Source organism: Pseudomonas sp. 22515, assembly GCF_052044625.1.
GTDB lineage: Bacteria > Pseudomonadota > Gammaproteobacteria > Pseudomonadales > Pseudomonadaceae > Aquipseudomonas > Aquipseudomonas alloputida.
The window spans coordinates 18,154-40,093 of sequence record NZ_JBQENN010000001.1; the positions used below are offsets into that span (position 1 = coordinate 18,154).

The 21,940-nt window shown below is 63.3% G+C and carries 19 protein-coding genes; 6 read left to right on the forward strand and 13 right to left on the reverse strand.

From position 1 onward, the window contains the following. Positions 1 to 145: 145 nt before the first annotated feature. Both ACTJJN_RS00085 and ACTJJN_RS00090 read right to left on the reverse strand, forming a co-directional pair. Entirely contained in the window at positions 146 to 1,510 is a 1,365-nt protein-coding gene (locus ACTJJN_RS00085) for a GTPase/DUF3482 domain-containing protein (RefSeq protein WP_012053978.1), read from the reverse strand. After that, on the reverse strand, positions 1,503 to 2,894 hold the full coding sequence (locus ACTJJN_RS00090) for a DUF2868 domain-containing protein (RefSeq protein ID WP_012053977.1): 1,392 nt from the start codon (positions 2,892 to 2,894) through the stop codon (positions 1,503 to 1,505). Before ACTJJN_RS00090 ends, ACTJJN_RS00085 begins: the two co-directional genes overlap by 8 nt. 54 nt (positions 2,895 to 2,948) lie before the next feature. On the opposite strand from ACTJJN_RS00090, the gene ACTJJN_RS00095 reads away from it, so the two are divergent. Further along, positions 2,949 to 3,464, forward strand: a complete 516-nt coding sequence (locus ACTJJN_RS00095; RefSeq protein WP_003249048.1) for a dihydrofolate reductase — start codon at positions 2,949 to 2,951, stop codon at positions 3,462 to 3,464. Positions 3,465 to 3,739: 275 nt separating this feature from the next. Here the strand turns inward: ACTJJN_RS00095 and ACTJJN_RS00100 are convergent, their stop codons facing one another. Next, on the reverse strand, positions 3,740 to 5,131 hold the full coding sequence (locus ACTJJN_RS00100; RefSeq protein ID WP_003249050.1) for an L-cystine transporter: 1,392 nt from the start codon (positions 5,129 to 5,131) through the stop codon (positions 3,740 to 3,742). Positions 5,132 to 5,375: 244 nt separating this feature from the next. On the opposite strand from ACTJJN_RS00100, the gene ACTJJN_RS00105 reads away from it, so the two are divergent. Further along, positions 5,376 to 6,431, forward strand: a complete 1,056-nt coding sequence (locus tag ACTJJN_RS00105; protein WP_012053976.1) for a phosphorylcholine phosphatase — start codon at positions 5,376 to 5,378, stop codon at positions 6,429 to 6,431. A 115-nt stretch (positions 6,432 to 6,546) separates the two neighbouring features. On the opposite strand, the gene ilvD is transcribed toward ACTJJN_RS00105, so the two are convergent. After that, positions 6,547 to 8,388 carry a dihydroxy-acid dehydratase gene (ilvD, locus tag ACTJJN_RS00110; protein ID WP_003249056.1) on the reverse strand — a complete coding sequence of 614 codons (1,842 nt, stop codon included), beginning with the start codon at positions 8,386 to 8,388 and terminating at the stop codon, positions 6,547 to 6,549. 270 nt (positions 8,389 to 8,658) lie between these two features. Next, positions 8,659 to 9,855 (reverse strand): class I SAM-dependent rRNA methyltransferase, encoded by a 1,197-nt coding sequence (locus ACTJJN_RS00115; protein ID WP_221099935.1) that lies wholly within the window; start codon positions 9,853 to 9,855, stop codon positions 8,659 to 8,661. A 175-nt stretch (positions 9,856 to 10,030) separates the two neighbouring features. Between ACTJJN_RS00115 and ACTJJN_RS00120 the strand changes: the two genes are divergently transcribed. Together ACTJJN_RS00120 and mutM are read left to right on the forward strand one after the other, a co-directional pair. Continuing rightward, the gene (locus ACTJJN_RS00120) at positions 10,031 to 10,849 is read left to right on the forward strand and encodes an HDOD domain-containing protein (RefSeq protein WP_173881454.1); all 819 of its coding nucleotides are present in this window, start codon (positions 10,031 to 10,033) and stop codon (positions 10,847 to 10,849) included. Positions 10,850 to 10,852: 3 nt separating this feature from the next. After that, positions 10,853 to 11,665, forward strand: coding sequence for a bifunctional DNA-formamidopyrimidine glycosylase/DNA-(apurinic or apyrimidinic site) lyase (gene mutM / locus ACTJJN_RS00125; protein ID WP_010955661.1), 813 nt, complete (start codon positions 10,853 to 10,855; stop codon positions 11,663 to 11,665). 160 nt (positions 11,666 to 11,825) lie between these two features. On the opposite strand, the gene ACTJJN_RS00130 is transcribed toward mutM, so the two are convergent. From ACTJJN_RS00130 to ACTJJN_RS00150, 5 genes are all read right to left on the reverse strand, one after another. Next, positions 11,826 to 12,077 carry a YfhL family 4Fe-4S dicluster ferredoxin gene (locus ACTJJN_RS00130; protein WP_003249063.1) on the reverse strand — a complete coding sequence of 84 codons (252 nt, stop codon included), beginning with the start codon at positions 12,075 to 12,077 and terminating at the stop codon, positions 11,826 to 11,828. Between the two features lie 107 nt (positions 12,078 to 12,184). Beyond that, positions 12,185 to 12,664: a pantetheine-phosphate adenylyltransferase gene (gene coaD, locus ACTJJN_RS00135; RefSeq protein ID WP_003249065.1), complete on the reverse strand. Its 480-nt coding sequence runs from the start codon at positions 12,662 to 12,664 to the stop codon at positions 12,185 to 12,187. A gap of 112 nt (positions 12,665 to 12,776) precedes the next feature. Continuing rightward, a complete protein-coding gene (locus tag ACTJJN_RS00140) occupies positions 12,777 to 14,375 on the reverse strand; it encodes a GMC family oxidoreductase (RefSeq protein ID WP_012053974.1) in 1,599 nt (532 codons plus the stop codon). 20 nt (positions 14,376 to 14,395) lie between these two features. Then, positions 14,396 to 14,881, reverse strand: coding sequence for a hypothetical protein (locus ACTJJN_RS00145; protein ID WP_012053973.1), 486 nt, complete (start codon positions 14,879 to 14,881; stop codon positions 14,396 to 14,398). A gap of 10 nt (positions 14,882 to 14,891) precedes the next feature. Continuing rightward, the gene (locus ACTJJN_RS00150; RefSeq protein WP_014754745.1) at positions 14,892 to 16,322 is read right to left on the reverse strand and encodes a coniferyl aldehyde dehydrogenase; all 1,431 of its coding nucleotides are present in this window, start codon (positions 16,320 to 16,322) and stop codon (positions 14,892 to 14,894) included. Positions 16,323 to 16,473: 151 nt separating this feature from the next. Here ACTJJN_RS00150 and ACTJJN_RS00155 point away from each other — a divergent pair, with 151 nt between their 5' ends. After that, entirely contained in the window at positions 16,474 to 17,139 is a 666-nt protein-coding gene (locus ACTJJN_RS00155) for a TetR/AcrR family transcriptional regulator (RefSeq protein ID WP_003249070.1), read from the forward strand. Positions 17,140 to 17,174: 35 nt separating this feature from the next. Continuing rightward, positions 17,175 to 18,029: a sulfurtransferase gene (locus tag ACTJJN_RS00160; protein WP_012053971.1), complete on the forward strand. Its 855-nt coding sequence runs from the start codon at positions 17,175 to 17,177 to the stop codon at positions 18,027 to 18,029. Between the two features lie 118 nt (positions 18,030 to 18,147). On the opposite strand, the gene ACTJJN_RS00165 is transcribed toward ACTJJN_RS00160, so the two are convergent. Genes ACTJJN_RS00165 through ACTJJN_RS00175 form a run of 3 tightly spaced genes read right to left on the reverse strand, consistent with a single transcriptional unit; the run spans position 18,148 to position 21,865 of the window. Further along, positions 18,148 to 19,140, reverse strand: coding sequence for a hydrolase (locus ACTJJN_RS00165; protein WP_014754743.1), 993 nt, complete (start codon positions 19,138 to 19,140; stop codon positions 18,148 to 18,150). A 60-nt stretch (positions 19,141 to 19,200) separates the two neighbouring features. Continuing rightward, positions 19,201 to 20,571, reverse strand: coding sequence for a M16 family metallopeptidase (locus ACTJJN_RS00170; protein ID WP_014754742.1), 1,371 nt, complete (start codon positions 20,569 to 20,571; stop codon positions 19,201 to 19,203). Beyond that, positions 20,564 to 21,865: a M16 family metallopeptidase gene (locus ACTJJN_RS00175; protein ID WP_041167264.1), complete on the reverse strand. Its 1,302-nt coding sequence runs from the start codon at positions 21,863 to 21,865 to the stop codon at positions 20,564 to 20,566. The genes ACTJJN_RS00170 and ACTJJN_RS00175 overlap by 8 nt, the downstream gene beginning before the upstream one ends. Between the last annotated feature and the right edge of the window lie 75 nt (positions 21,866 to 21,940).

The following is a 21,940-nucleotide window of genomic DNA, read 5'->3' on the forward strand; positions in this document are numbered from 1 at the left end:
TGAGGGCCGGCCTCCACCCGCCGTTCACCGTTGCCGCCGCCACCGTATTCGCGGGTAAACCCGCTCCTACGCAGATTGGGGGTGGGCACACTACACAGGCCGCCGTAGGAGCGGGTTCACCCGCGAAAGGGCCGGGCCTGCTGGCTCAAATCTGTGAAACCAGCGCCTCCAGCTGTTCCTGCCGCTCAGCCTGATTCAGCTTCGCCCCGGGATTCAGGGTGGACCATTGCGGGTGCGCCCGCGCCTTGACCAGCGCCTCCGGCAACTTGCCCTCGCGCCAGGCCTTTTCATCCAGCTCACCCAGCCTGATGCTGTCCTGCGCTGCATGCCCGCGGTTATCCAGCGCCACCATCAACTGCTGCTGACGCAAGGCCAGCAAACGCAATACAGTGTCGTCCACGGTCAGCTCGCGCTTGCCCTTGAGCTTGCCCATCAACCGTGACCCATAGTTGCGCGCCGTCTGCAGCGCGCCACCGGCAATCGCCCCGGCCAGCGCCGCTGCGCCGAGGGTAAGGCCACCAACCAGCAAATCGACCCCGGCACCGGCCGCAGCACCCGCCGCCACACCGCTGCCCAGGCGCACGCCCAGCAGTTTCAACGTCTCTGGATTGAACAAATCATCGCCCCAGCGGCCGTCCAGCAATGGCAGGTCGCTGGCATGGGCATCCTCGCGGCGGAAGGCATACAGCTTGAGCAAGGCTTCGACGCAGCGTTGTTCACGTTGGCGAATGTCCTGACGCAGCGCCGCGATGGCCCGGGCTTCTGCCGCCGGTTCGGCCTCGACACTGCGCCGGCATGCAGCGCAATCGAGCAGCAGTTCGGCAATCAGGCGCTTGCCGCTGTGCCGGCGTGCCAAGCGCTGCGCCTGCTGGTCGTCGATCAGCCGTTGCAGCGCCGGGCGGGCGTTTTCCAGCAGCAGCGCCAGGCTTTCGTACAAACGGCGCTCGCCATCTTCCGGCGGGGCCACGCTGTCGAACCGCACCAATGCGTGAAGCCCAAGCCGGGCAAGGGCTTCACGCCATTCCGGTTCGCGGTGCTGGCTGCTGGCGACGAAGTTGAGCACCGGCAGCAACGGCTTGCCGCAGTTGGCCAGTACTTCCAGTTCGTCGCGGTACTTGGCCAGCACCGGCTCGCGCGCATCAATCACATACAGCCCGGCATTGCTGGCCAGCAGTTGGCGCAATACCTTGGCCTCCTGCTCGAAACGTTGGCGCGCTTCGCTGCCCTGCAGAAAACGCTCCAGCCGGGCCGGGCCATCCAGGCGCTCGCCCGGGCGTTCCAGACGTTCAAGGTAGTCGAGCAGGGCGATGGCATCTTCCAGGCCGGGCGTGTCGTACAGCTCCAGCAGGGGTTCACCGTCCACAGACAGCCGCGCACCTTCCACATGGCGGGTAGTGCTGGGGCGGTGGGACACTTCGCCAAAACCGACGTCGCGGGTCAGGGTGCGCAGTAGCGAGGTTTTGCCAACATTGGTATGGCCGACCACGGCCAGTTTCAGTGGCTCAGTCATGGCCATGCTCCAGCCAGGTCAGCGGTGAGGTGTCGGCATGTTGCAGGCCAAGGCGGTCAAGGGCCTCGTGCCAATCGCCCAGGCGCTCGGCATCGAGGGGCTGGCCTGGTGCAGCCTGCAGCAGCCAGATACGGGTTGCGCCGGCATTGCGCGCCAGTTCGGCGAGCAGCGCCAAACTGCCGCGGTCCGGCGAGCGACGTGGGTCGCAGGCGATGGCCAGGCGTGCCGGTGGGAAGCGGCTGAGCTGTTCCAACAGCCGGTTGCGTGATTCGCGGCTGTCGAGCACGCCGGCATCGGTCACGCTTTTCGGTAAGGCAGGTGGCCAGGGGCGCTGGTCGTCCAGCTCCAGGCCCACCAGCAGGGCACCGCTGCTGCCGCTTTCCAGCTGCCCGGCGGCAAACTGCGGCAAGGCTTGCGGGGCAGCATCCTGCACGCCAATGCGCTCGCTGCGCGGCATCAGTGCCTCGCGCAGTTGCGCGTAACCGGGCAACCCCAGGTCCAGCGTCAGGCGTTCACGGCCCTGGCGCCAGCGCCACAGGCATAACCCGGCCAGCAGCAGGCGGGGCAGCAGGCCGTATACCAGCACCACGCCGAGCAGCCAGCTGGCCCAGGCCTGGCGGGCCACGTCCAGGGCTGGCAGGCTGTCGCCGCTGGCCCGGATCATGGCTTCGTCGGGCACGGCGAAGCCCAGCAACGAGGGGAGGGCGCCCAGCGCTTGGGTCAGGTGAATGAACGGCTCGGCGGCGAGCAAGGTGGTCTCCCAGACAAAGCCATAGCGCCGGGTCGCCAGCAAGACCAGCAGCATGCCCAGCGCGGTGAGCATCGCCAGCAGCCAAAGGCCGTGTACCAACAGGCCGAGCAGCCACCGGTTGAGGCGTTGACGTTGCAGCAGCACCAGCAGCGCTGGCGCCAGGTGCGCGGCCTTGGCATCGCGGGCAAAGCGTTCGCTTAGCCACAGCCACAAGCGGCCCAGCCCTGCGCCATGCTCGCCGCTCAGGGCAAAACCCATGCCCCAGCCAAGTAGCATCAGCAGGTTCAGCCCGAGCAGGCTGCCCAGCGCCCAGAACACATTCACCGGGCGCTGCCCGTCACCGAGGGCGGCCAGCCCCAGGCCCGCGCCGCTGAGCACGGCCATCAGCAACAAGGCCAGCAGCGCCAGGCGCGCGCCCTGCTTCCAATGGCGCAGGGCGCCGGTCATGTCATCGCGCTCGGCCAGGAACAGCGCACGTGTTTCGATGCGCGTGGCCAGGTCGCCACCTAGCTGGCGGGCGTAGCGGTTGGCTTCCTGGTCTTCCAGCGGGCCGGCATGTTCTTCGCGCAGGCGTACCGCTTCGGTGAGCCAGCGCTTGTCCAGTGGCGTGGGTGCAGTCACAAGGTCTTCCATTGCACAGGTCAAGGCAGAAGCATAACCCACACGCCCGGTGCTATCCTCGCTGGCATGAATACATCACTCCCCCTCAGCCTGATCGCGGCTTATGCCGAGAACCGCGTGATCGGCATCGACAACTCCATGCCCTGGCATTTGCCGGGGGACTTCAAGTACTTCAAGGCCACCACCCTGGGCAAGCCGATCATCATGGGGCGCAAGACTTGGGACTCGCTGGGGCGGCCGCTGCCTGGGCGGCTGAACATCGTGGTCAGCCGCCAGCCGGGGCTTGAACTTGCAGGTGCCGAAGTGTTCGCCTCGCTTGAAGAGGCGTTGGTGCGGGCCGAGCAGTGGGCGCGCGAGCAGGGCGTCGGTGAGCTGATGCTCATTGGTGGGGCGCAGCTGTATGGGCAGGCGCTGGAGAAGGGGCTGGTCAGCCGCATGTACCTGACGCGGGTTGAGTTGGCGCCAGAGGGGGATGCGTGGTTCCCGGCGTTTGATGAAGGGCAGTGGAGGCTGACTTCTAGCGAGGCACAGGCTGAGGAAGGTAAGCCGGTGTATCACTTCGAGGTTTGGGATAAGGGGTGAGATTGTTGGGGGCTGCTCTGCAGCCCTTCGCGGGTGAACCCGCTCCTACAGCGGCCTGTGTCCGACCCCCGATGTGTATCCACCACCCAGTAGGAGCGGGTTTACCCGCGAATACGATAGCGGCGGCAACGGTGAACGGCGGGTGAAATTGGCCGGCAGGCCTGGCCCTTTCGCGGGTAAACCCGCTCCTACGGGAGACCGCAGGGTGTTCGGATTTTGAGCAAGACACGAACGAACTTGTTGCGAAAGGGGCGCAACGCGCCCCCGGCGATCTATCAGGTGTGGCTCAGCTCGGCATGTTCATCACCGGCCAGCACTTCCTTGTCAGTCTCTTTCAACAGTTGGCTGGTGACAACGCCCGCCGTCATCGAACCGTTCACGTTCAACGCCGTACGGCCCATATCGATCAGCGGCTCCACCGAAATCAGCAACGCCACCAGTTCCACCGGCAAGCCCATGGCTGGCAGCACGATCAGCGCGGCAAAGGTGGCACCGCCGCCCACGCCGGCAACCCCTGCAGAGCTCAGCGTGACGATGGCCACCAGGGTGGCGATCCACAGCGGGTCGAAGGTGTCGATGCCTACCGCTGGCGCGACCATCACCGCCAGCATGGCAGGATAGAGCCCGGCGCAGCCGTTCTGGCCAATGGTGGTGCCGAACGATGCGCTGAAGCTGGCGATCGATTGCGGCACGCCCAGACGGCGGGTTTGTGCTTCGATGTTCAGCGGAATGCTGGCGGCGCTGGAGCGGCTGGTGAAGGCGAAGGTCAGCACCGGCCACACCTTGCGGAAGAAGCGCAGCGGGCTCACGCCGGTGGCGGCGAGGATGATGCCGTGCACCACGAACATCAACCCCAGGCCCAGGTACGACACCACCACGAAGCTGCCCAGCTTGAGGATGTCCTCCGTGTTGGAACTGGCCACTACTTTGGTCATCAACGCCAGCACGCCATAGGGGGTCAGCTTCATCACGACCCGCACCAGGCGCATTACCCAGGCCTGCAGGGTGTCGATGGCCGACAGGGCGCGCTCGCCCTTCTCGGCGTCGTCCTTGATCAACTGGAGCGCGGCCAGGCCGAGGAACACGGCAAAAATCACCACGCTGATGATCGAGGTCGGCTTGGCCCGCGCCAGGTCGCCTACCGGGTTGCTGGGGATGAACGACAGCAGCAGTTGCGGGATGTTGAGGTCGGCAACCTTGCCCGCGTAGTCACTGTGGATAACCTGCATGCGTGCGCTTTCCTGGGCGCCGGCCACCAGGCCCTCGGCGCTGAGGCCGAACAGGTTGGTCAACACAATGCCGATCAGGGCGGCAATGGCCGTGGTCAGCAGCAGGGTGCCGATGCTCAGCACGCTGATGCGGCCCAGCGAAGAGGCAGTGTGCAAACGTGCCACGGCACTGAGGATCGAGGCGAAGATCAGCGGCATGACGATCATCTGCAGCAGGCCGACATAGCCGTTGCCGACCAGATCGAGCCAGGCGATGGTTGCCTTGAGCACGGGGTGGCCAGCGCCATAGATCGTGTGCAGCACAAGGCCGAAGACCACGCCCAGCACCAGGCCAAGCAGTACCTTCTTGGCCAGGCTCCAGTCGGTGCGGCGGGTTTGTGCCAGGCCCAGCAACAGGGCCAGGAACGCCAGCAGGTTGAGTGACAGCGGCAGATTCATTGAAGCTCCAGCAGAAAAAAGCAGAAGTGGCATCGCCTCTGTGAGCGATTGCGAACGGAAATGCTAACAGCCTGAAAACAAACGAATTTATACCCAAATGGAATTTGCATAGTCGTTTATGGAATAACGGGATGTCGCAGATTGCAATGAACAAGGCGTTTGCGGCTGCCTGGAGGTCGTTATCGGGGGCTTGCAGTGGGGATTGTTGCACTAGCGTTTCTGAGTCATTTCAGGAGATTCGTACATGAAAGTCGCTGTGAAAGCCGCCGCCATTGGCCTGTCCCTGCTGTTCAGTATCGAAAGCTTCGCCACGGAGCTCAAACACTGGCCTGCTGACGCGGCCAAACAGCTCGACAGCATGATCGCTGCCAATGCCAACAAGGGTAACTACGCGGTATTCGACATGGACAACACCAGTTACCGCTATGACCTGGAAGAAGCCTTGCTTCCGTTCATGGAAAACAAGGGCCTGCTAAGCCGCGACAAGCTCGACCCTTCGTTGAAGCTGATGCCGTTCAAGGACACTGCCGAGCACAAGGAAAGCCTGTTCAGTTATTACTACCGGCTGTGTGAAATCGATGACATGGTCTGCTACCCGTGGGTAGCCCAGGTGTTCTCCGGCTTTACCTTGCAGGAGCTGAAGGTGCAGGTGGATGAGCTGATGGCTTCGACCAAGCCGATCCCCAGCACCTATTACGAAGGCGACCAGGTCAAGGCCATCGAGGTTCAGCCGCCCAAGGTCTTCAAGGGCCAGGCCGAGCTGTACAACAAGCTGATGGAGAACGGCATCGAGGTCTATGTGATTTCGGCGGCCTCCGAGGAGCTGGTGCGCATGGTCGCCTCGGACCCCAAGTATGGTTATAACGTGAAGCCCCAGAACGTGATTGGCGTGAGCCTGCTGCTCAAGGACCGCACCAGCGGACAGCTGACCACTGCGCGCAAGCAGATCAGCGCCGGGCACTACGATGCCAAGGCTAACGAGGGCCTGGAGCTGACCCCTTACCTGTGGACCCCAGCCACCTGGATGGCGGGCAAGCAGGCGGCGATCCTTACCTACATCGATGAGTGGAAGAAACCGGTGCTGGTGGGCGGCGACACGCCGACCAGCGATGGCTACATGCAGTTCCATGGGGTGGATGTGGGCAAAGGTGGTATCCACCTGTGGATAAACCGCAAGGCCAAGTACATGGACCAGCTCAACGGGATGATTGCCAAAAATGCGGCAGCGCAGGCCAAGGAAGGGTTGCCGGTGACGGCGGACAAGAACTGGGTGATTGTCACGCCGGAGCAGATCCAGTAAATCTTGCCCTACCTGTGCGGCCCCTGTGGGAGCGGGCGTGCCCGCGAAGGGGCCGGTGCAGGCATAAAAAAACCGGCGCCCAGGGCGCCGGTTCTTATTTCACGCCAAAAGCACCTCAGAGGCCTTCCAGCATCGCCTTGTTACGCACAGCGCCTTTGTCGGCACTGGTGGCCAGCAGGGCATAGGCCTTGAGCGCGGTGGTTACCTTGCGGGGACGGACCTCGGCTGGCTTCCAGCCCTTCTTGTCCTGCTCGACACGGCGTTCCGCCAGCTCTTCATCGCTGACCAGCAGGTTGATCGAACGGTTAGGGATGTCGATCAGTACCTTGTCGCCGTCGCGCACCAGGCCGATGGCACCGCCCGCCGCGGCCTCTGGCGAGGCGTGGCCGATCGACAGGCCCGAGGTACCGCCCGAGAAGCGACCGTCGGTGAGCAGGGCGCAGGCCTTGCCCAGGCCTTTGGACTTGAGGTACGAGGTCGGGTAGAGCATTTCTTGCATGCCCGGGCCGCCTTTCGGGCCTTCGTAGCGGATGATGACGATGTCGCCGGCTTTCACCTCGTCGGCGAGGATGCCGCGCACGGCGCTGTCCTGGCTTTCGAAGATCTTCGCGGTGCCCTCGAACACGTGGATCGATTCGTCCACGCCGGCCGTTTTGACCACGCAGCCATCCAGTGCGATGTTGCCGTACAGCACGGCCAGGCCGCCCTCTTGCGAGTAGGCGTGTTCGAAGCTGCGGATGCAGCCGTTTTCACGGTCGTCGTCGAGGGTTTCCCAACGGGTCGACTGGCTGAATGCGGTCTGGGTCGGGATACCGGCCGGGCCGGCCTTGAAGAAGGTGTGCACCGCTTCGTCATCGGTCTGGGTGATGTCCCATTTGGCGATGGCTTCTTCCATGCTGCGGCTGTGCACGGTCGGCAGGTCGGTGTGCAGCAGGCCACCACGGGCCAGCGAACCGAGGATGCTGAAGATGCCGCCGGCGCGGTGGACGTCTTCCATGTGGTACTTCTGGATGTTTGGCGCCACTTTGCACAGCTGCGGCACTTTGCGTGACAGGCGGTCGATGTCGCGCAGGTCGAACGCCACTTCACCTTCTTGTGCTGCGGCCAGCAGGTGCAGGATGGTGTTGGTCGAGCCGCCCATGGCGATGTCCAGCATCATGGCGTTTTCGAACGCTTTGAAGTTGGCGATGCTGCGTGGCAGGACCGACTCGTCATTCTCGCCGTAGTAGCGCTTGCACAGCTCGACGATGGTGCGGCCGGCCGTGAGGAACAGCTGCTCGCGGTCGGAGTGGGTGGCCAGTGTCGAACCGTTGCCCGGCAGGGCCAGGCCCAGGGCTTCGGTCAGGCAGTTCATCGAGTTGGCGGTGAACATGCCGGAGCACGAACCGCAGGTCGGGCAGGCGCTGCGCTCGTATTCGGCGACTTTTTCGTCGGAGGCCGTGGAGTCGGCCGCGATGACCATGGCATCGACCAGGTCCAGGCCGTGGCTGGCCAGCTTGGTCTTGCCGGCTTCCATCGGGCCGCCGGAAACGAAGATCACCGGGATGTTCAGGCGCAGGGCGGCCATCAGCATGCCGGGGGTGATCTTGTCGCAGTTGGAGATGCAGACGATGGCGTCAGCGCAGTGCGCATTGACCATGTACTCCACCGCGTCGGCAATGATTTCGCGGCTTGGCAGCGAGTACAGCATGCCGTCGTGGCCCATGGCGATGCCGTCATCGACCGCGATGGTGTTGAATTCCTTGGCCACGCCACCGGCGCGTTCGATTTCGCGGGCGACCAGCTGGCCCAGGTCCTTCAGGTGCACATGGCCCGGAACGAACTGGGTGAACGAGTTGGCGATGGCGATGATCGGTTTCTTGAAGTCTTCGTCCTTCATCCCGGTGGCGCGCCACAGGGCACGGGCGCCGGCCATGTTGCGGCCTTGGGTGGAAGTCTTGGAACGATAATCAGGCATGAAACACTCCTGGCGGCTTAATCAGGTCACAAATAGGGGAGTGAGCTTCTCTTGTCCTTTGCGCCGCAGGCCGGTTGCCACTGGCACGGATGGGGCCAAGACCGCGCGGGATCGCCGCGTGCTTGACCAGAGCTCATAAACCCGCCGGGGATGACTGGCGATGAATAGGCCGATTCTACACCGCTGGCGCGGTGAGGGAATGCAGATGTGGATGGTTGGCGGGGGGATTGCGGCAGGAAAGGGCCGCTGGGTGGCCCTTTTTGGCAGATATCAGCTGTTTGGCAGTAACCGGCAGGTGATGCTTTTGATGTAGCGGGTTTCGGCGATGGCCGGGTGTACCGGGTGATCCGGGCCCTGACCGCCTCGCTCGAGCAGCTGCATGTTGCGGTCCAGGTGGCGGGCGCTGGTCAGCAGGATGTTGTTCAGGTCGTCCTCGGGCAGGTGCATCGAGCACGAGGCGCTGACGAGGATGCCGTCTTTGTTCAACATGCGCATGGCCTGTTCGTTCAGGCGGCGGTAGGCCGCTTCGCCGTTTTTCAGGTCTTTTTTGCGCTTGATGAAGGCAGGTGGGTCGGCAATGATCACGTCGAAGCGTTCTTCGGCCGCCTTGAGCTCGCGCAGGGCTTCGAACACGTCGCCTTCGATGCAGGTCAGCTTCTCGCTGATGCCGTTCAGTGAAGCGTTACGCTCCACGCCGTCCAGGGCAAAGCCCGAGGCATCGACACAGAACACTTCGCTGGCGCCGAAGGCACCGGCCTGTACGCCCCAGCCACCGATATAGCTGAACAGGTCGAGTACACGCTTGCCCTTCACGTACGGTGCCAGGCGGGCGCGGTTCATGCGGTGGTCGTAGAACCAGCCCGTCTTCTGGCCTTCGCGCACCGGGGCTTCGAACTTGACGCCGTTCTCTTCCAGCGGCACCCAGTCCGGCACTTCGCCGTAGACGGTCTCGACATAGCGCTGCAGGCCTTCGGCATCGCGCGCGGCCGAATCGTTCTTGAACAGGATGCCGCTGGGCTTGAGCACCTGCACCAGTGCGGCGATCACGTCATCCTTGTGCGCTTCCATGGTGGCCGAGGCCAACTGCACCACGAGGATATCGAAGAAACGGTCGACCACCAGGCCTGGGAGCAGGTCGGAGTCACCGTAGACCAGGCGGTAGCACGGCTGGTCGAACAGGCGCTCGCGCAGCGACAGGGCGACATTCAGGCGGTGTACCAGCAGCGACTTGTCCAGCGGCAGCTTGATGTCGCGTGACAGCAGACGGGCGCAGATCAGGTTGTTCGGGCTCAGTGCGACGATGCCCAGCGGCTTGCCGTTGGCTGCCTCGAGAATGGCCTGCTGACCCGCCTGGAAGCCTTGCAAAGGGGTCGCGCTGACATCGACTTCGTTGCTGTAGACCCACAGGTGGCCGGCGCGCAGGCGGCGGTCGGCATTGGCTTTGAGGCGAAGGCTGGGCAGGGACATGACGTCGCTCCGGGAAAAAGAGCGGGATTATAGCGTGTCTGCAGTGCTTTAGCTTTTACAGGTGTGGTGCCCGGGGGCGCTGAGAGGGTTAAAATCCCCCGTCCTAAACGAGTGTGTACGTATGTCCCAAGAACTCAGCGCCGAACAGATCCAGCAAGCCTTGCAAGGCATCACCATCCCGCCTCAACCGCAGATCATGGTCGATCTGCAGTTCGAGCAGTACATGCCTGACCCAGACCTGGAAACCATCGCCAAGCTGATTTCCCAGGACCCGGGCCTCTCTGGCGCCTTGCTCAAGCTGGTCAACTCTCCGCACTTCGGGTTGTCCAACAAGATCGGTTCGATCCAGCGTGCGGTAAACCTGCTGGGGAGCCGGTCGATCATCAACCTGATCAACGCCCAGTCGATCAAGGGCGAGATGAGTGACGAGACCATCGTTACCCTCAACCGCTTCTGGGATACCGCCCAGGACGTCGCGATGACCTGCCTGACGCTGGCCAAGCGTACCGGCATACAGGCGGCGGACGAAGCCTATACCCTTGGCCTCTTCCATGACTGTGGCGTGCCGTTGATGCTCAAGCGCTTCCCCAATTACATGGACGTGCTGGAAGAGGCATACGCCAAGGCCGACGAAGAAACACGCGTGGTCGATACCGAAAACCGCACGTTCAACACCAACCATTCAGTGGTCGGCTACTTCACAGCCAAATCCTGGCGCTTGCCCGAGCACCTCAGTGCGGCCATCGCCAACCACCACAATGCCTTGGCCGTGTTCCGCGACGATACCTCGCGCAATACCCAGAGCCAGCTGAAAAACCTGTTGGCGGTGCTGAAGATGGCCGAGCATATCTGCGCGTCCTACCGTGTGCTGGGCAACCAGGCGGTGGACCACGAATGGAATGTGGTCGGCCCGTTGGTGCTCGATTACATTGGTTTGTCGGAATACGATTTCGAAAACCTCAAGCAGAACATTCGCGAGTTGGGCGGACACTGACACATGCCGGAATTGCCAGAAGTAGAAACCACCCGGCGCGGTATTGCGCCACACCTGGAAGGCCAGCGCGTCAGCCGTGTGGTGGTACGCGACCGGCGTCTGCGCTGGCCGATTCCGGAAGACCTCGATGTGCGCCTGTCAGGGCAGCGCATCGTCAGCGTGGAGCGACGTGCCAAGTACCTGTTGATCAATGCCGAAGTGGGTACGCTGATCAGCCACTTGGGCATGTCGGGCAACCTGCGGCTGGTCGAGCTGGGCTTGCCGGCGGCCAAGCATGAGCATGTCGACATCGAGCTGGAGTCCGGGCTGATGCTGCGCTACACCGACCCACGCCGCTTTGGTGCCATGCTGTGGAGCCTGGACCCTCTGAACCATGAGCTACTGCTGCGCTTGGGGCCTGAGCCGCTGACCGACCTGTTCGATGGTGAACGGCTGTTCCAGCTGTCCCGCGGGCGGTCGATGGCGGTCAAGCCGTTCATCATGGACAACGCGGTGGTGGTAGGGGTGGGCAACATCTACGCCACCGAGGCGCTGTTTGCCGCCGGTATCGACCCACGCCGGGAGGCGGGCGGGATTTCCCGGGCGCGCTACCTGAAACTGGCGATCGAGATCAAACGGGTGCTGGCGGCGGCCATCGAGCAGGGCGGTACCACCCTGCGCGACTTTATCGGTGGCGACGGGCAGCCGGGGTACTTCCAGCAGGAACTGTTTGTGTACGGGCGTGGCGGACAGCCGTGCAAGGTATGCGGCACTGAGTTGCGCGAAGTGAAGCTGGGGCAGAGGGCGAGCGTGTACTGCCCGCGCTGCCAACGCTGAAACGTTCGCTGCAAACCTGTTGAAGCAAAACCTGAACGTTGGCGCGGTAACTGTGGGGGCGGGCAAGCCTGCGAAGCAGGCGACGCGATGAATGGCACCGGCTACGCCGGTGTTCGCGGCATGCCCGCTCCCACAGGGACCGTGCAGCGAAGGGCAGTGATCAGCCCTTGCCAGTGATCCGGCGATACTTGGCCATCAGCTGTTCTTCGGTTTCCGGGTGCGCTTCATCCAGCGGGATGCAGTCGACCGGGCAGACCTGCTGGCACTGCGGCTCGTCGTAATGGCCTACGCACTGGGTGCACAGGTTAGGGTCGATCACGTAGATCTCTTCGCCTTGGGAGATAGCCTCGTTCGGGCACTCGGGTTCGCAGACGTCGCAATTGATGCAATCGTCGGTGATGATCAGGGACATGGGGACTCCGGCCGGGGCTCACAGCCCGGGCATGTTCAACGCAATGGGCACAATTGTGCCGCATTCGCGCCCGCAGTGCACGCGGGCGCGACAATCAGGCGTCAGGCTTACTTCTTGAAGCGTTCAGTCAGTGCGTCGGCCACCACCGGGTGGACGAACTTGCTGATATCACCGCCCAGCGCAGCAATCTCCCGGACCAGGGTCGAGGAAATGAACGAATAACGCTCCGACGGCGTCAGGAACAGGCTCTCGACATCGGGGGCCAGTTGCCGGTTCATGTTCGCCAGCTGGAACTCGTACTCGAAGTCGGACACCGCACGCAGGCCACGCAGGAAGACGTTGGCGCCCTGTTCCTTGGCGAAATGCGCCAACAGGGAAGAGAAGCCGATGACTTCGACATTGGGCAGGTGCTTGGTGACCTCACGGGCGAGCTCAACCCGTTGTTCCAGGGGGAACAAGGGGTTTTTCTTGGGGCTGGCCGCCACCGCGATGATCACGTGGTCGAATAGCCGCGAAGCGCGCTCGACCAGATCGCCATGGCCTTTGGTAATGGGGTCGAAAGTACCCGGGTACAACACTCGGTTCATCGCGTCATCCTGGCTGGAGTGCGTTGGGGAGTCGGATGGTAGCGCAGCGACGGCGCCCCGGCCAAGTCATGCGGCCGACTGATGGCACTATAGACAGGGGCCATGTTCGTTGTCATGCGCTGTGTGCCAGGCGGCTGACCAGTGCTTCGCTGAGCCTGGCGCTGATGGCATACACCGATAATTGCGGGTTGGCGCCGATGCTGGTGGGGAACAGCGAGCCGTCGTGAATCGACAGGTTTTCCAGCTGGTGATGGCGCCCCAGGCTGTCGCACACCGCCTGACGCGGATCTTCGCCGAGGGCGCAGCCGCCCATCACATGGGCACTGCCCAAGCGCGTGCGGAAGGGCTCCAGGCGCAGTTTGTCGATCATGGTCAGGGCCTGTTCCAGGCGAGAGGCGGCGCTGGCGTCGCTGTGCACTGGGGTTACCTGGGTGGCGCCAGCGGCGAACTGTATGTGCGCCATGCTGCGGTAGGCGCGCCGCAAGCCATCCCGCAGGTAGTCGGTGACCGGGTAATCGAGCACGGGTGAACCATCGCCGCGCAGTTCCACGGCCCCGCCCTGGCTTTCGGGGTGAAAACCATCGCGTAGCAGCGCCAGCATCACATGGGTATGGGGCAGCTCGGCCATGCGCTGGGCACTCTCGTGGCCGTGCCCGCCCAGCAGGGTGCTGGCCAGGGCCGGATGCAGCGGCGGTACTTCCAGCTTGTAGCCAGCCGGGCCGTCTACGCCGCCTTGCCACTGAAAGTGATCGCTGTAGATCGATTGCGGGGCGCCATGGTAGGGGTCGATACGCTCGCTGAAGCGTGCCGCACTGAAGTTGACCAGGTGCAGGAAGGTTCGCTTGCCCAGGCGACCATGCGGGTCGGGCGCGGCAGAGCGCAGCAGCAGGGCCGGGCTGTTGATACCGCCACCGGCCAGGAGGTAATGACGTGCCCGCACGCTGACCTGCCGGCCAGTAGGGTGTATGCCCTGGGCGTCCAGGGCCTGGCATGTCAGGCTCTGAATGCGTTCGCCGTTGTGGGTGAAGCGCTCGGCCCGCGCCAGGTACAGCAGTTCGCCGCCTTGCTCGAGGGTGGCAGGTATACGGGTCACCAGCATCGATTGTTTGGCATTCACCGGGCAGCCCATGCCGCAGTAGCCCAGGTTCCAGCAGCCGCGCACATTGCGCGGGATCACCCCCCAGCGGTAACCCAGCTGTTCGCAGCCCCGGCGCAGCACCTCGTTGTTGGCATTCGGCGGCAAGGCCCAAGGGCTGATGCCCAGTTCCTGCTCCATGCGCTCGAACCAGGGGCGCAGTTCATCCTCGCCCAAACCGTTCACACCATGGACCGACGCCCAGTGCGCCAGGGTTTGCGGCGGGGTACGAAAGCTTGAGGTCCAGTTCACCAGCGTGGTGCCACCCACGGCGCGGCCCTGCAGGATGGTAATGGCGCCATCCTTGCTCATGCGTCCCAGGCCTTCCTGGTACAGGCTTGCGTAGGCTTCACTCTCCAGCAGGTGGAAATCGCTACTGGTTTTCAGGGGGCCTTCTTCGATCAGCAGTACCTTGAAACCGGCAGCGCTGAGCATCTGCGCGCTGGTGGCGCCGCCGGCACCACTGCCGATCACGGCAATGTCGGCCTCCAGAAACAGGTCGTGCTCCAGGCGCGAGGCGTCGTGGGTGATCCAGCCGCGTTCGAGGCCTTGGCGAAACGGGTCGGGGACAGGCATTGGCGATGCTCTTGTTGTTTTCAGATTTTCGGTGGGCCCGGGTAACCGCAGTCTGCCCAGGATTCAGGGCGTTCGTACCAGGCCATTTGCAGCAGTTGCAGCAACGAGGCGTGCCCCATGCGTAGCAGGTTCAGCGAGCTGTCCTGCCAACGCTGCAGGAACGCCGTGACCTGCGTGGCGCAAGCTTGGCCCCAACTGCCCCAGACGCCGGTCAGCGGGCCGCGAGTCAGCGGCAGGCTGAGCACGTCGAATAATTGCCGGGTGAGCTTGAGCATTTCCGGCGACAACGCCGCCAGCTTGTTGTCGAGGCTGCGCAACACCGGCGCATCGGTGGCCTGTGTACCGGCCAGGACCACCGGGATCAGCGCACGCAGCAGGGGCAGGTCGTCGTCACGGAGTACCTGATAGCCGGTCGCGGCGGTTTGCACGCTGCACCCCACCAGGCTGGCACCCGCCAGAAAAGCACTGGCGCCGAGGCTGAAACGCAGCAGGTCGCGGCGGTGCATGGTGCGATCCTCAGCGGATGAACAGTTTGTAGACCAAGCGCTGCAAGGCTTTGCCATAAGGCGGGTAGATCAGCCGTGCGGCGTTGAAGCGTTGTTTGGCAAGTACTGCCTTGGCCTTGCTGAAGGTGAGGAAGCCGTCATGACCATGGTAGTGGCCCATGCCTGAAGGGCCGATGCCGCCGAAGGGTAGATCGTCCTGGGCAACATGCAGCAAGGTGTCGTTCAGGCACACACCGCCGGAGTGGGTGTGACGCAGCACATGCTCCTGGGTGTGGCGGTCATAGCCAAAGAAGTACAGCGCCAGTGGGCGTGGGCGCTGGTTGATGTAGGCCAAGGCCTGGTCGAGGCCGTCATAAGGCACTAACGGCAATAGCGGGCCGAAGATTTCGTCCTGCATCACCTGCATGCTGTCGTTCACATCCAGCAGCAAGTGTGGTGGCAGGCGCCGCCCCTGAGGGGCTTCGCCTGGGTACAAGTCGAGTACTTGCGCGCCTTTGGCGCGGGCATCGTCCAGCAGGTGCTGCAAGCGCTGCAACTGGCGCGGGTTGATGATGGCGGTGTAGTCGGGGTTGTCGGCAATACGCGGGTACAGTCGGTGCACGGCGCGCTGGTAGGCGTCGCTGAAGGCGGGCAGCCGTTCGCGCGGCACCAGTACGTAGTCGGGGGCGACGCAGGTTTGGCCGGCGTTGAGGGTCTTGCCGAAGGCGATGCGTTCGGCGGCGCTGTCCAGCGGCACATCGTCAGAAACAATAGCGGGGGATTTGCCACCCAGCTCCAGGGTGACCGGGGTCAGGTTGTGTGCGGCAGCCTGCATCACCTGGCGGCCCACGCTGGTGGCACCGGTGAACAGCAGGTGATCGAACGGCAGGCGGGCGAAGGCCTGGCCCACCTCGACCTCACCGAGCACAACGCTGACCAGGTCTGTGGGGAACACACGCTCGAGCAGTTGCTGTAGGGCCAGGCCAGTCGCGGGCGTGGCCTCGCTAAGCTTGAGCATGACCCGGTTGCCGGCGGCCAGGGCGCAGGTCAACGGGCCGATGGCGAGGAACAGCGGGTAGTTCCACGGCACCATGATGCCGACCACGCCCAAGGGTTGATAGCGCACCTGTGCGCTGGCCGGCTGGAACGCCAGGCCGACGCGGCGTCGGCGGGTGCGCATCCAGCTTTGCAAGTGCTTTTCGGCGTGACGCAGGCCCTGCACCGACGGTAGCAGTTCGGCCAGCAAGGTCTCATCGGCGCTGCGCCCGGCAAAATCCTGGCTGATGGCTTCGATCAGTCCTGCCTGGCTGCTCAGCAAGGCTTCACGCAGGCTTTTCAGCCACTGGCGCCGCTGCGCCGCTGGTGGCAGCGGGTTACCGGCAAAGGCCTGGCGCTGGGCCGCGAACGTCGTTGCGAGGTCGAGGTCGAATTGCAGAGGGGGCAAGGCACTGGGCGAGTTCATGGTGGTGTCGAGTCCGGGCCGGGGTTGCCTAGAGCCTATACTCTAATTTGTACCATGGTGCGAATTTTTCCATGCCGCTCAACGGTGCATTCCATCTGTAATACGCCGTAAGATAAACCTTTGATGAAAGCCCGCAGACTGGGAGCTGAGCATGGCCCCGCGCATGAAGACCCGAGAGCGCATCGTGCAGAACAGCCTGGAGCTGTTCAACCAGCAGGGCGAACGCAGCGTCAGTACCAACCACATTGCCGCGCACATGGAAATCTCGCCCGGCAACCTGTATTACCACTTCCCCAACAAGCAGGCGATCATTGCCCTGTTGTTCAGCCAGTACGAAGCGCTGGTGGACAGCTTTCTGCGCCCGCCGCAGGGCCGCGCGGCAACCGTGGAAGACAAGCGCTTCTACCTCAAGGCCTTGCTGGCGGCGATGTGGAACTACCGCTTCTTGCACCGTGACCTGGAACATCTGCTGGACAGCGATGCCGAACTGGCCGCCCGTTACCGGCGTTTTTCCGAACGCTGCCTGCGCCAGGGCCAGGCGATCTACCGCGGCTTCGTCGAGGCAGGGATCCTGGCCATGGTGCCGGCGCAGATCGAATCGCTGACCATCAATGCCTGGATCGTGCTGACATCATGGGTACGTTTTCTCAGCACCACACGTGAACATTCCGCGCACTTGGGTGAAGAAGCCTTCAAGCGCGGCGTCTATCAGGTGTTGGTGCTGGAGCTCGGTTTCGTCACCGACAATGCCCGTCCTGCCGTGGACGCGCTGTGTCAGGAATTCCATGTACCGTTCAACCAGGCCCTGGAGCACTAGCCCAGGGCTCTTGTGCCATCGATCAGGAGATTGTCATGCCCCTTGCGCAATTGATCACCCCGCAGCAGTTGGCCGAGCGTCTGGGCTCGCCCAAGTTGGTGATCCTCGACTGCCGCTTTGCCCTCGAGGATGTGGACTATGGCCAGCGCAGCTATGCCCAGGGGCATATTGAGGGGGCGCATTTTGCCGACCTGGACCGGGATCTCAGCGGGCCGGTGAGCAAGGGGCGCACCGGGCGCCACCCGCTGCCCGATGCCCAGCGGCTGGTCGAGCGCCTGCGAGAGTGGGGCCTGGACAATGACAGCGAGGTGGTGCTGTATGACGACGGCCCCGGCGCCTTTGCCGCCCGCGCCTGGTGGCTGCTGGTCTGGCTGGGCAAGCGCAGCGGTGTGGCGATTCTGGACGGTGGCCTGAAGGCCTGGCACGCGGCACACCTGCCGTTGAGCCTGGACCCGCCGCCCAAACGTGAGGGCACTTTCAGTGGGGAACCTGACGCGAAGCTGCTGATCGATGCCGACCATCTGGGCAAGCGCCTTGGTAGTGCAGACCTGACCTTGATCGATGCGCGTGCCTTGCCGCGTTTTCGCGGTGAAGTGGAGCCTATCGACCCGGTGGCAGGGCATATTCCCGGGGCCCAGTGCGCGGCGTTTACCGACAACCTGGGGGCTGACGGGCGTTTTTTGCCGGCGGATCAGCTAAAGCAGCGTTTTGCCGAAAAGCTGGGTGGACGAGCGCCGGAGCAGTTGGTGTCTTATTGCGGGTCTGGGGTAACCGCTTGCCATAACCTGTTTGCAATGGCCCTGGCGGGGTACCCGCTGGGCAAGCTGTATGCGGGGTCGTGGAGCGAGTGGATCAACAACCCGCAGCATGCTGTGGCCACCGGCGAGTAAGCAGACCGGGTTGAGCCCCTGTAGGAGCGGGCCCCCGCGGTGGTTGGCACCGGCAATGCCGGTGTACGTGGGCATGCCCGCTCCCACAGGGGACGCGCAGCCTTTACGCATTCGAGCGCTAGCTACCGTCCACCAGCCACTGCGGAATCCGTCGTTCCAGGTAGTACCCCGGATTTCGCAGGCTGCCATCGACAAAGCCCACATGCCCACCGCGGTCATGCAGTTCGAAGCGGGTTTGTGGTGACAGTTCACGGGTCGTCGGCAGGCTGTGGCTGGACACGAAGGGGTCATCGCTGGAATGGATGATCAGCGTGGGCGTGCGGTTCTGGCCGAGGAAGAAGTGGCTGGATGAGCGACGATAGTAGTCGTGCGCATCGCGAAAGCCATTGAGCGGTGCAGTGACTTTACCGTCGAAGTCCCAGAATGTGCGCAAGTTGGTGAGTTGGCCCAGGCGCTCCAGTGTCGCCAGCTGTTCATGCTGGCCTTGGTCGTGGAAGTGCCGCTGCTTGAGCTGAACATACGCCAGCATCTCGCGCATGAAATGCGCCTGATACACCTTGGAGAACCCTTGGCCGATACGGTCGGCGCAGTGGTCCAGGCGAAACGGCACCGAAACTGCAGCCGCTGCCTCCAGTTGGCTGGCGACGCCGCTCTCACCCAAGTATTTCAACAATACATTGCCACCCAGCGAATAACCCACTGCATACAGCGGCGCCAGCGGGCGCTGGGCGCGAAGATGGCTGACAATTTCCGCCAGGTCTTCGCTGGCGCCGGAATGGTAACTGCGCGGCAACAGGTTGGGCTCGCCTGAACAACCTCGCCAGTTCACTGCCACACTGGCCCAGCCGCGACCTTGCAGCGCTTGCTGCAAGCCTTTCACGTAAGGCGAGTGAGACGAGCCGGTCAGCCCATGCAGCACCAGTACCAGTGGCGCATGGGGTTGGTGCGGGCCATGCCAGTCCAGATCGATGAAGTCGCCGTCGGCCAGCCACAGTCGCTCGCGGTCGCGCTGCAGCTCAGGCAGCTTGCGCCAGAGTGGCCCCCACAGGGTCTGCAGGTGGGGATTGGACAGGCCGATGGCCGGACGGAATGTGGCGTTGTGGCTGGGCATGCTGGGTGGCTCATGATGTGCCTTGCTAGCTTGCCACGAAACAGCGCCACAGTACCTGCGCTATTGGTCGGGGGCTGGCAGCGGCTGTTGCTGAACGCCTGGTCCGACACTGACAAGTACCTTGCGGCTCAGGGCCAGCCGGCGCTGCATGACGGCTCGGACATCTGCCGGGGTAAGTTCGGCAATACGGGCGCTGTACGTGTCGAGATGATCGGCAGGTTGCCGCTGATGGGTTACTTCCGTCAGCAGTGTTGCCAGTTGCCTGTTCTGCGCGATCCCTCGCAGCAACTGCCCTTCCAGCTGTTTGCGTGCCAGTTGCAGCTCCAGCTGGGTGGGCCCTTGGTCGATGAACGCCTGCAGCAGGGTTTCTACCAGTGCCTGCGAGCCCTGCACATGCTGGGGCGCAACCTCCCATTCCACGGTGAACAGGCCGCCTGCACTCAATGGCAATACATGCGTGTGCACGCCGTAGGTCAGGCCGCGTCGTTGGCGCAACTCCACCATCAAGCGCGACTCGAGGCCCTCTCCCAGAACAGCGCTTGCCAAGGTCAGGGCCAGAAACTCCGGATCGTTGGCGGGTACGTTCATGGGCAGTGCCAGCAGGACCGCACTGCTGGCACCGGCCTGTTCGACGACTATCGTCGCGCTGGGGGCCGATGGGGCTGCCGGCAGTTCGGTGGCCGACCAGCCTTGCGGCAGGGCCTGGCTGATCTGCTGTGAGATGGCTTGGGCTTGTGCAAGGGAAAGGTCGCCTACCACGACCATCTCAAGGTTGCTGGCGCAGTAGGCGCGTTGGTGGAATGACCGCAAGTCCTCAGGGGTAATGGCCTCGATACCTTGAGCGGTGCTGCCCAGAGGGTTGCCGTAAGGATGCCCGTTGAACAGGTGTCGGAAGACTTCGCTACGTGCTCTGAAAATGGGTAGCCGCTCGCGCGATGCATGGTTTTGCAGCAACTGGCGCTTGATCTTGGTCAGGGCCATTGGGTGGAAGACAGGGTGGGCCACGAGGTCGGTAAGCAGCGCCAAGGCCGGGTCGAGCAAAGAAGGAGGGCTAAGGCTGCGCAGGCGCAGCGTCGCATGTTCCAGACGTACTTGTTTTTCCATGACCGCGCCCAGGCGCTCCAGGTGCTCAGCCTGCTGGGCAGCCGTGTAGGCCTGGCTACCCTCATCGAGCATGGAGAGCGTCAAGGCTGCCAGGCCAGGGTACAGAGTGTCCTGCGTAGTGCCGGCCTTGAACCGTAGTATCACGTCAACGATTGGCAGTTCCCGTGCTTCAACGAATTTGACGTCCGTGCCCGTAGTCGTCTTCCACGCTTGAACCGGTGTATGGATGGTTTCGAACTGGTTCAGGTCAAGTCCCTGGGCAGAGAGCAGCCCGCCGTAAAGGTTGTTGGCTCCGGCAGGCTGTTGCGGGGTCGTTGAGTCAGTCATGAGCGCTTTCCTTGTGGTGCGTGAACGTGAAGGCTGCACGGGAATCGGTGAGGAATTCATAGGCAGCCAGGCCTACCTGCTCGGCTGTCACGGTCTCGATGGCCTGTTGTTCTTCCTCGAGCGAAATAACCGGCAAGCCACAGGCGGCCTGTTTACCCATGGTTTGGGCCTGTTCGGCAATGTCGTCCCGTTCGAAAATCAGCCTGGCCAGCAGACGAGCCTTGGCACGTTGCAGGTGTTCCTTGGCTGGCGCTGACTGGCGAAACGCTTCGATCTCCTGCATCAGCCGCTCGGCCGCGGTCTCAGGGGTTACGTGTGGGCTGCAGAACGCGTAAAGGGTCAGCAGGCTGTCACCGCGCTGCCAGGGTTCATAGGTCGCTTTCATGTATTGCAGGATGGGTTCGTCCAGCAGCAGCCTGCGCTGGAGGATGCTGCTGTAGCCGTTGGCAAGCAGATCGGGAAGTAGACGCAGTGCGTAGGCCTGCCTGGCAGACTGCGCGGTACGCTGGCTGGGTAGTTTGAAGCTTATGATCGCGCCGTTGTGCAAGCCTGGCAGGCGCAGCGTCTGAAAACGCCGGCCGTGGGAGGAGGGCCCCGTGGGTAAGGGCTGCATCGGCAAGCGATGGGCGGGGATCGCCGCAAAGTGGCGCGTCACCAAGGTTTGCAGTTGTAGCAGGCTGATGTCGCCGGCCACGGCGAGGGTGGCATTGTTGGGGTGATACCAGGTCTGGTACCAGGTACGCGCTGCGGCTGGAGTGAGGCTCTCCAGATCTGACAGGTGGCCAATGACAGGCGTGCCATGGCCACTATTGCCGTAAGCCAGCAAGTCGTGATGCTCCAGTGCCAATGCCCAAGGATTGTTGTCCACTGCCTCGCGCCGCTCAGCCATGACCACTGCCAGTTCCCGAGCAAAGGGCGTATCGCCGAGGGTGGCACTGGCCATGACATCAGCCATGGCCTCCAGGGCAATTTCCAGGTGGCGGGTTGGCAAGGTGAGCGGAAATACCGTGGCATCCGCATAGGTGAATGCATTCGGGTCGCCGCCCAAGCGGGTCATGAGGGTTGAGTACTGGCCAGGCGCCAGCTTGCTGCTGCCCTCGAACAGTAGATGCTCCAAGGCATGGGACAGGCCGGTGTGGCCTTCAGGTTCGTAGCTGGAGCCTACGTGGTACCACAGCTGCACGCTGACCAGTGGCGCACGGTGGTCTTCACGCAGGCAGACGTGCAGGCCGTTGGCGAGGGTAAAAGAACCTTTCGAGCCTGCCATTAGCGGCGGGGAGGGGTGTTCGGCCATGGTTGAACTGCTCCTTCAGGAAATGAAGGAGCAGCTTCAACCATGGCGCAGATGGGGTGCGGTAACTAAGTACAC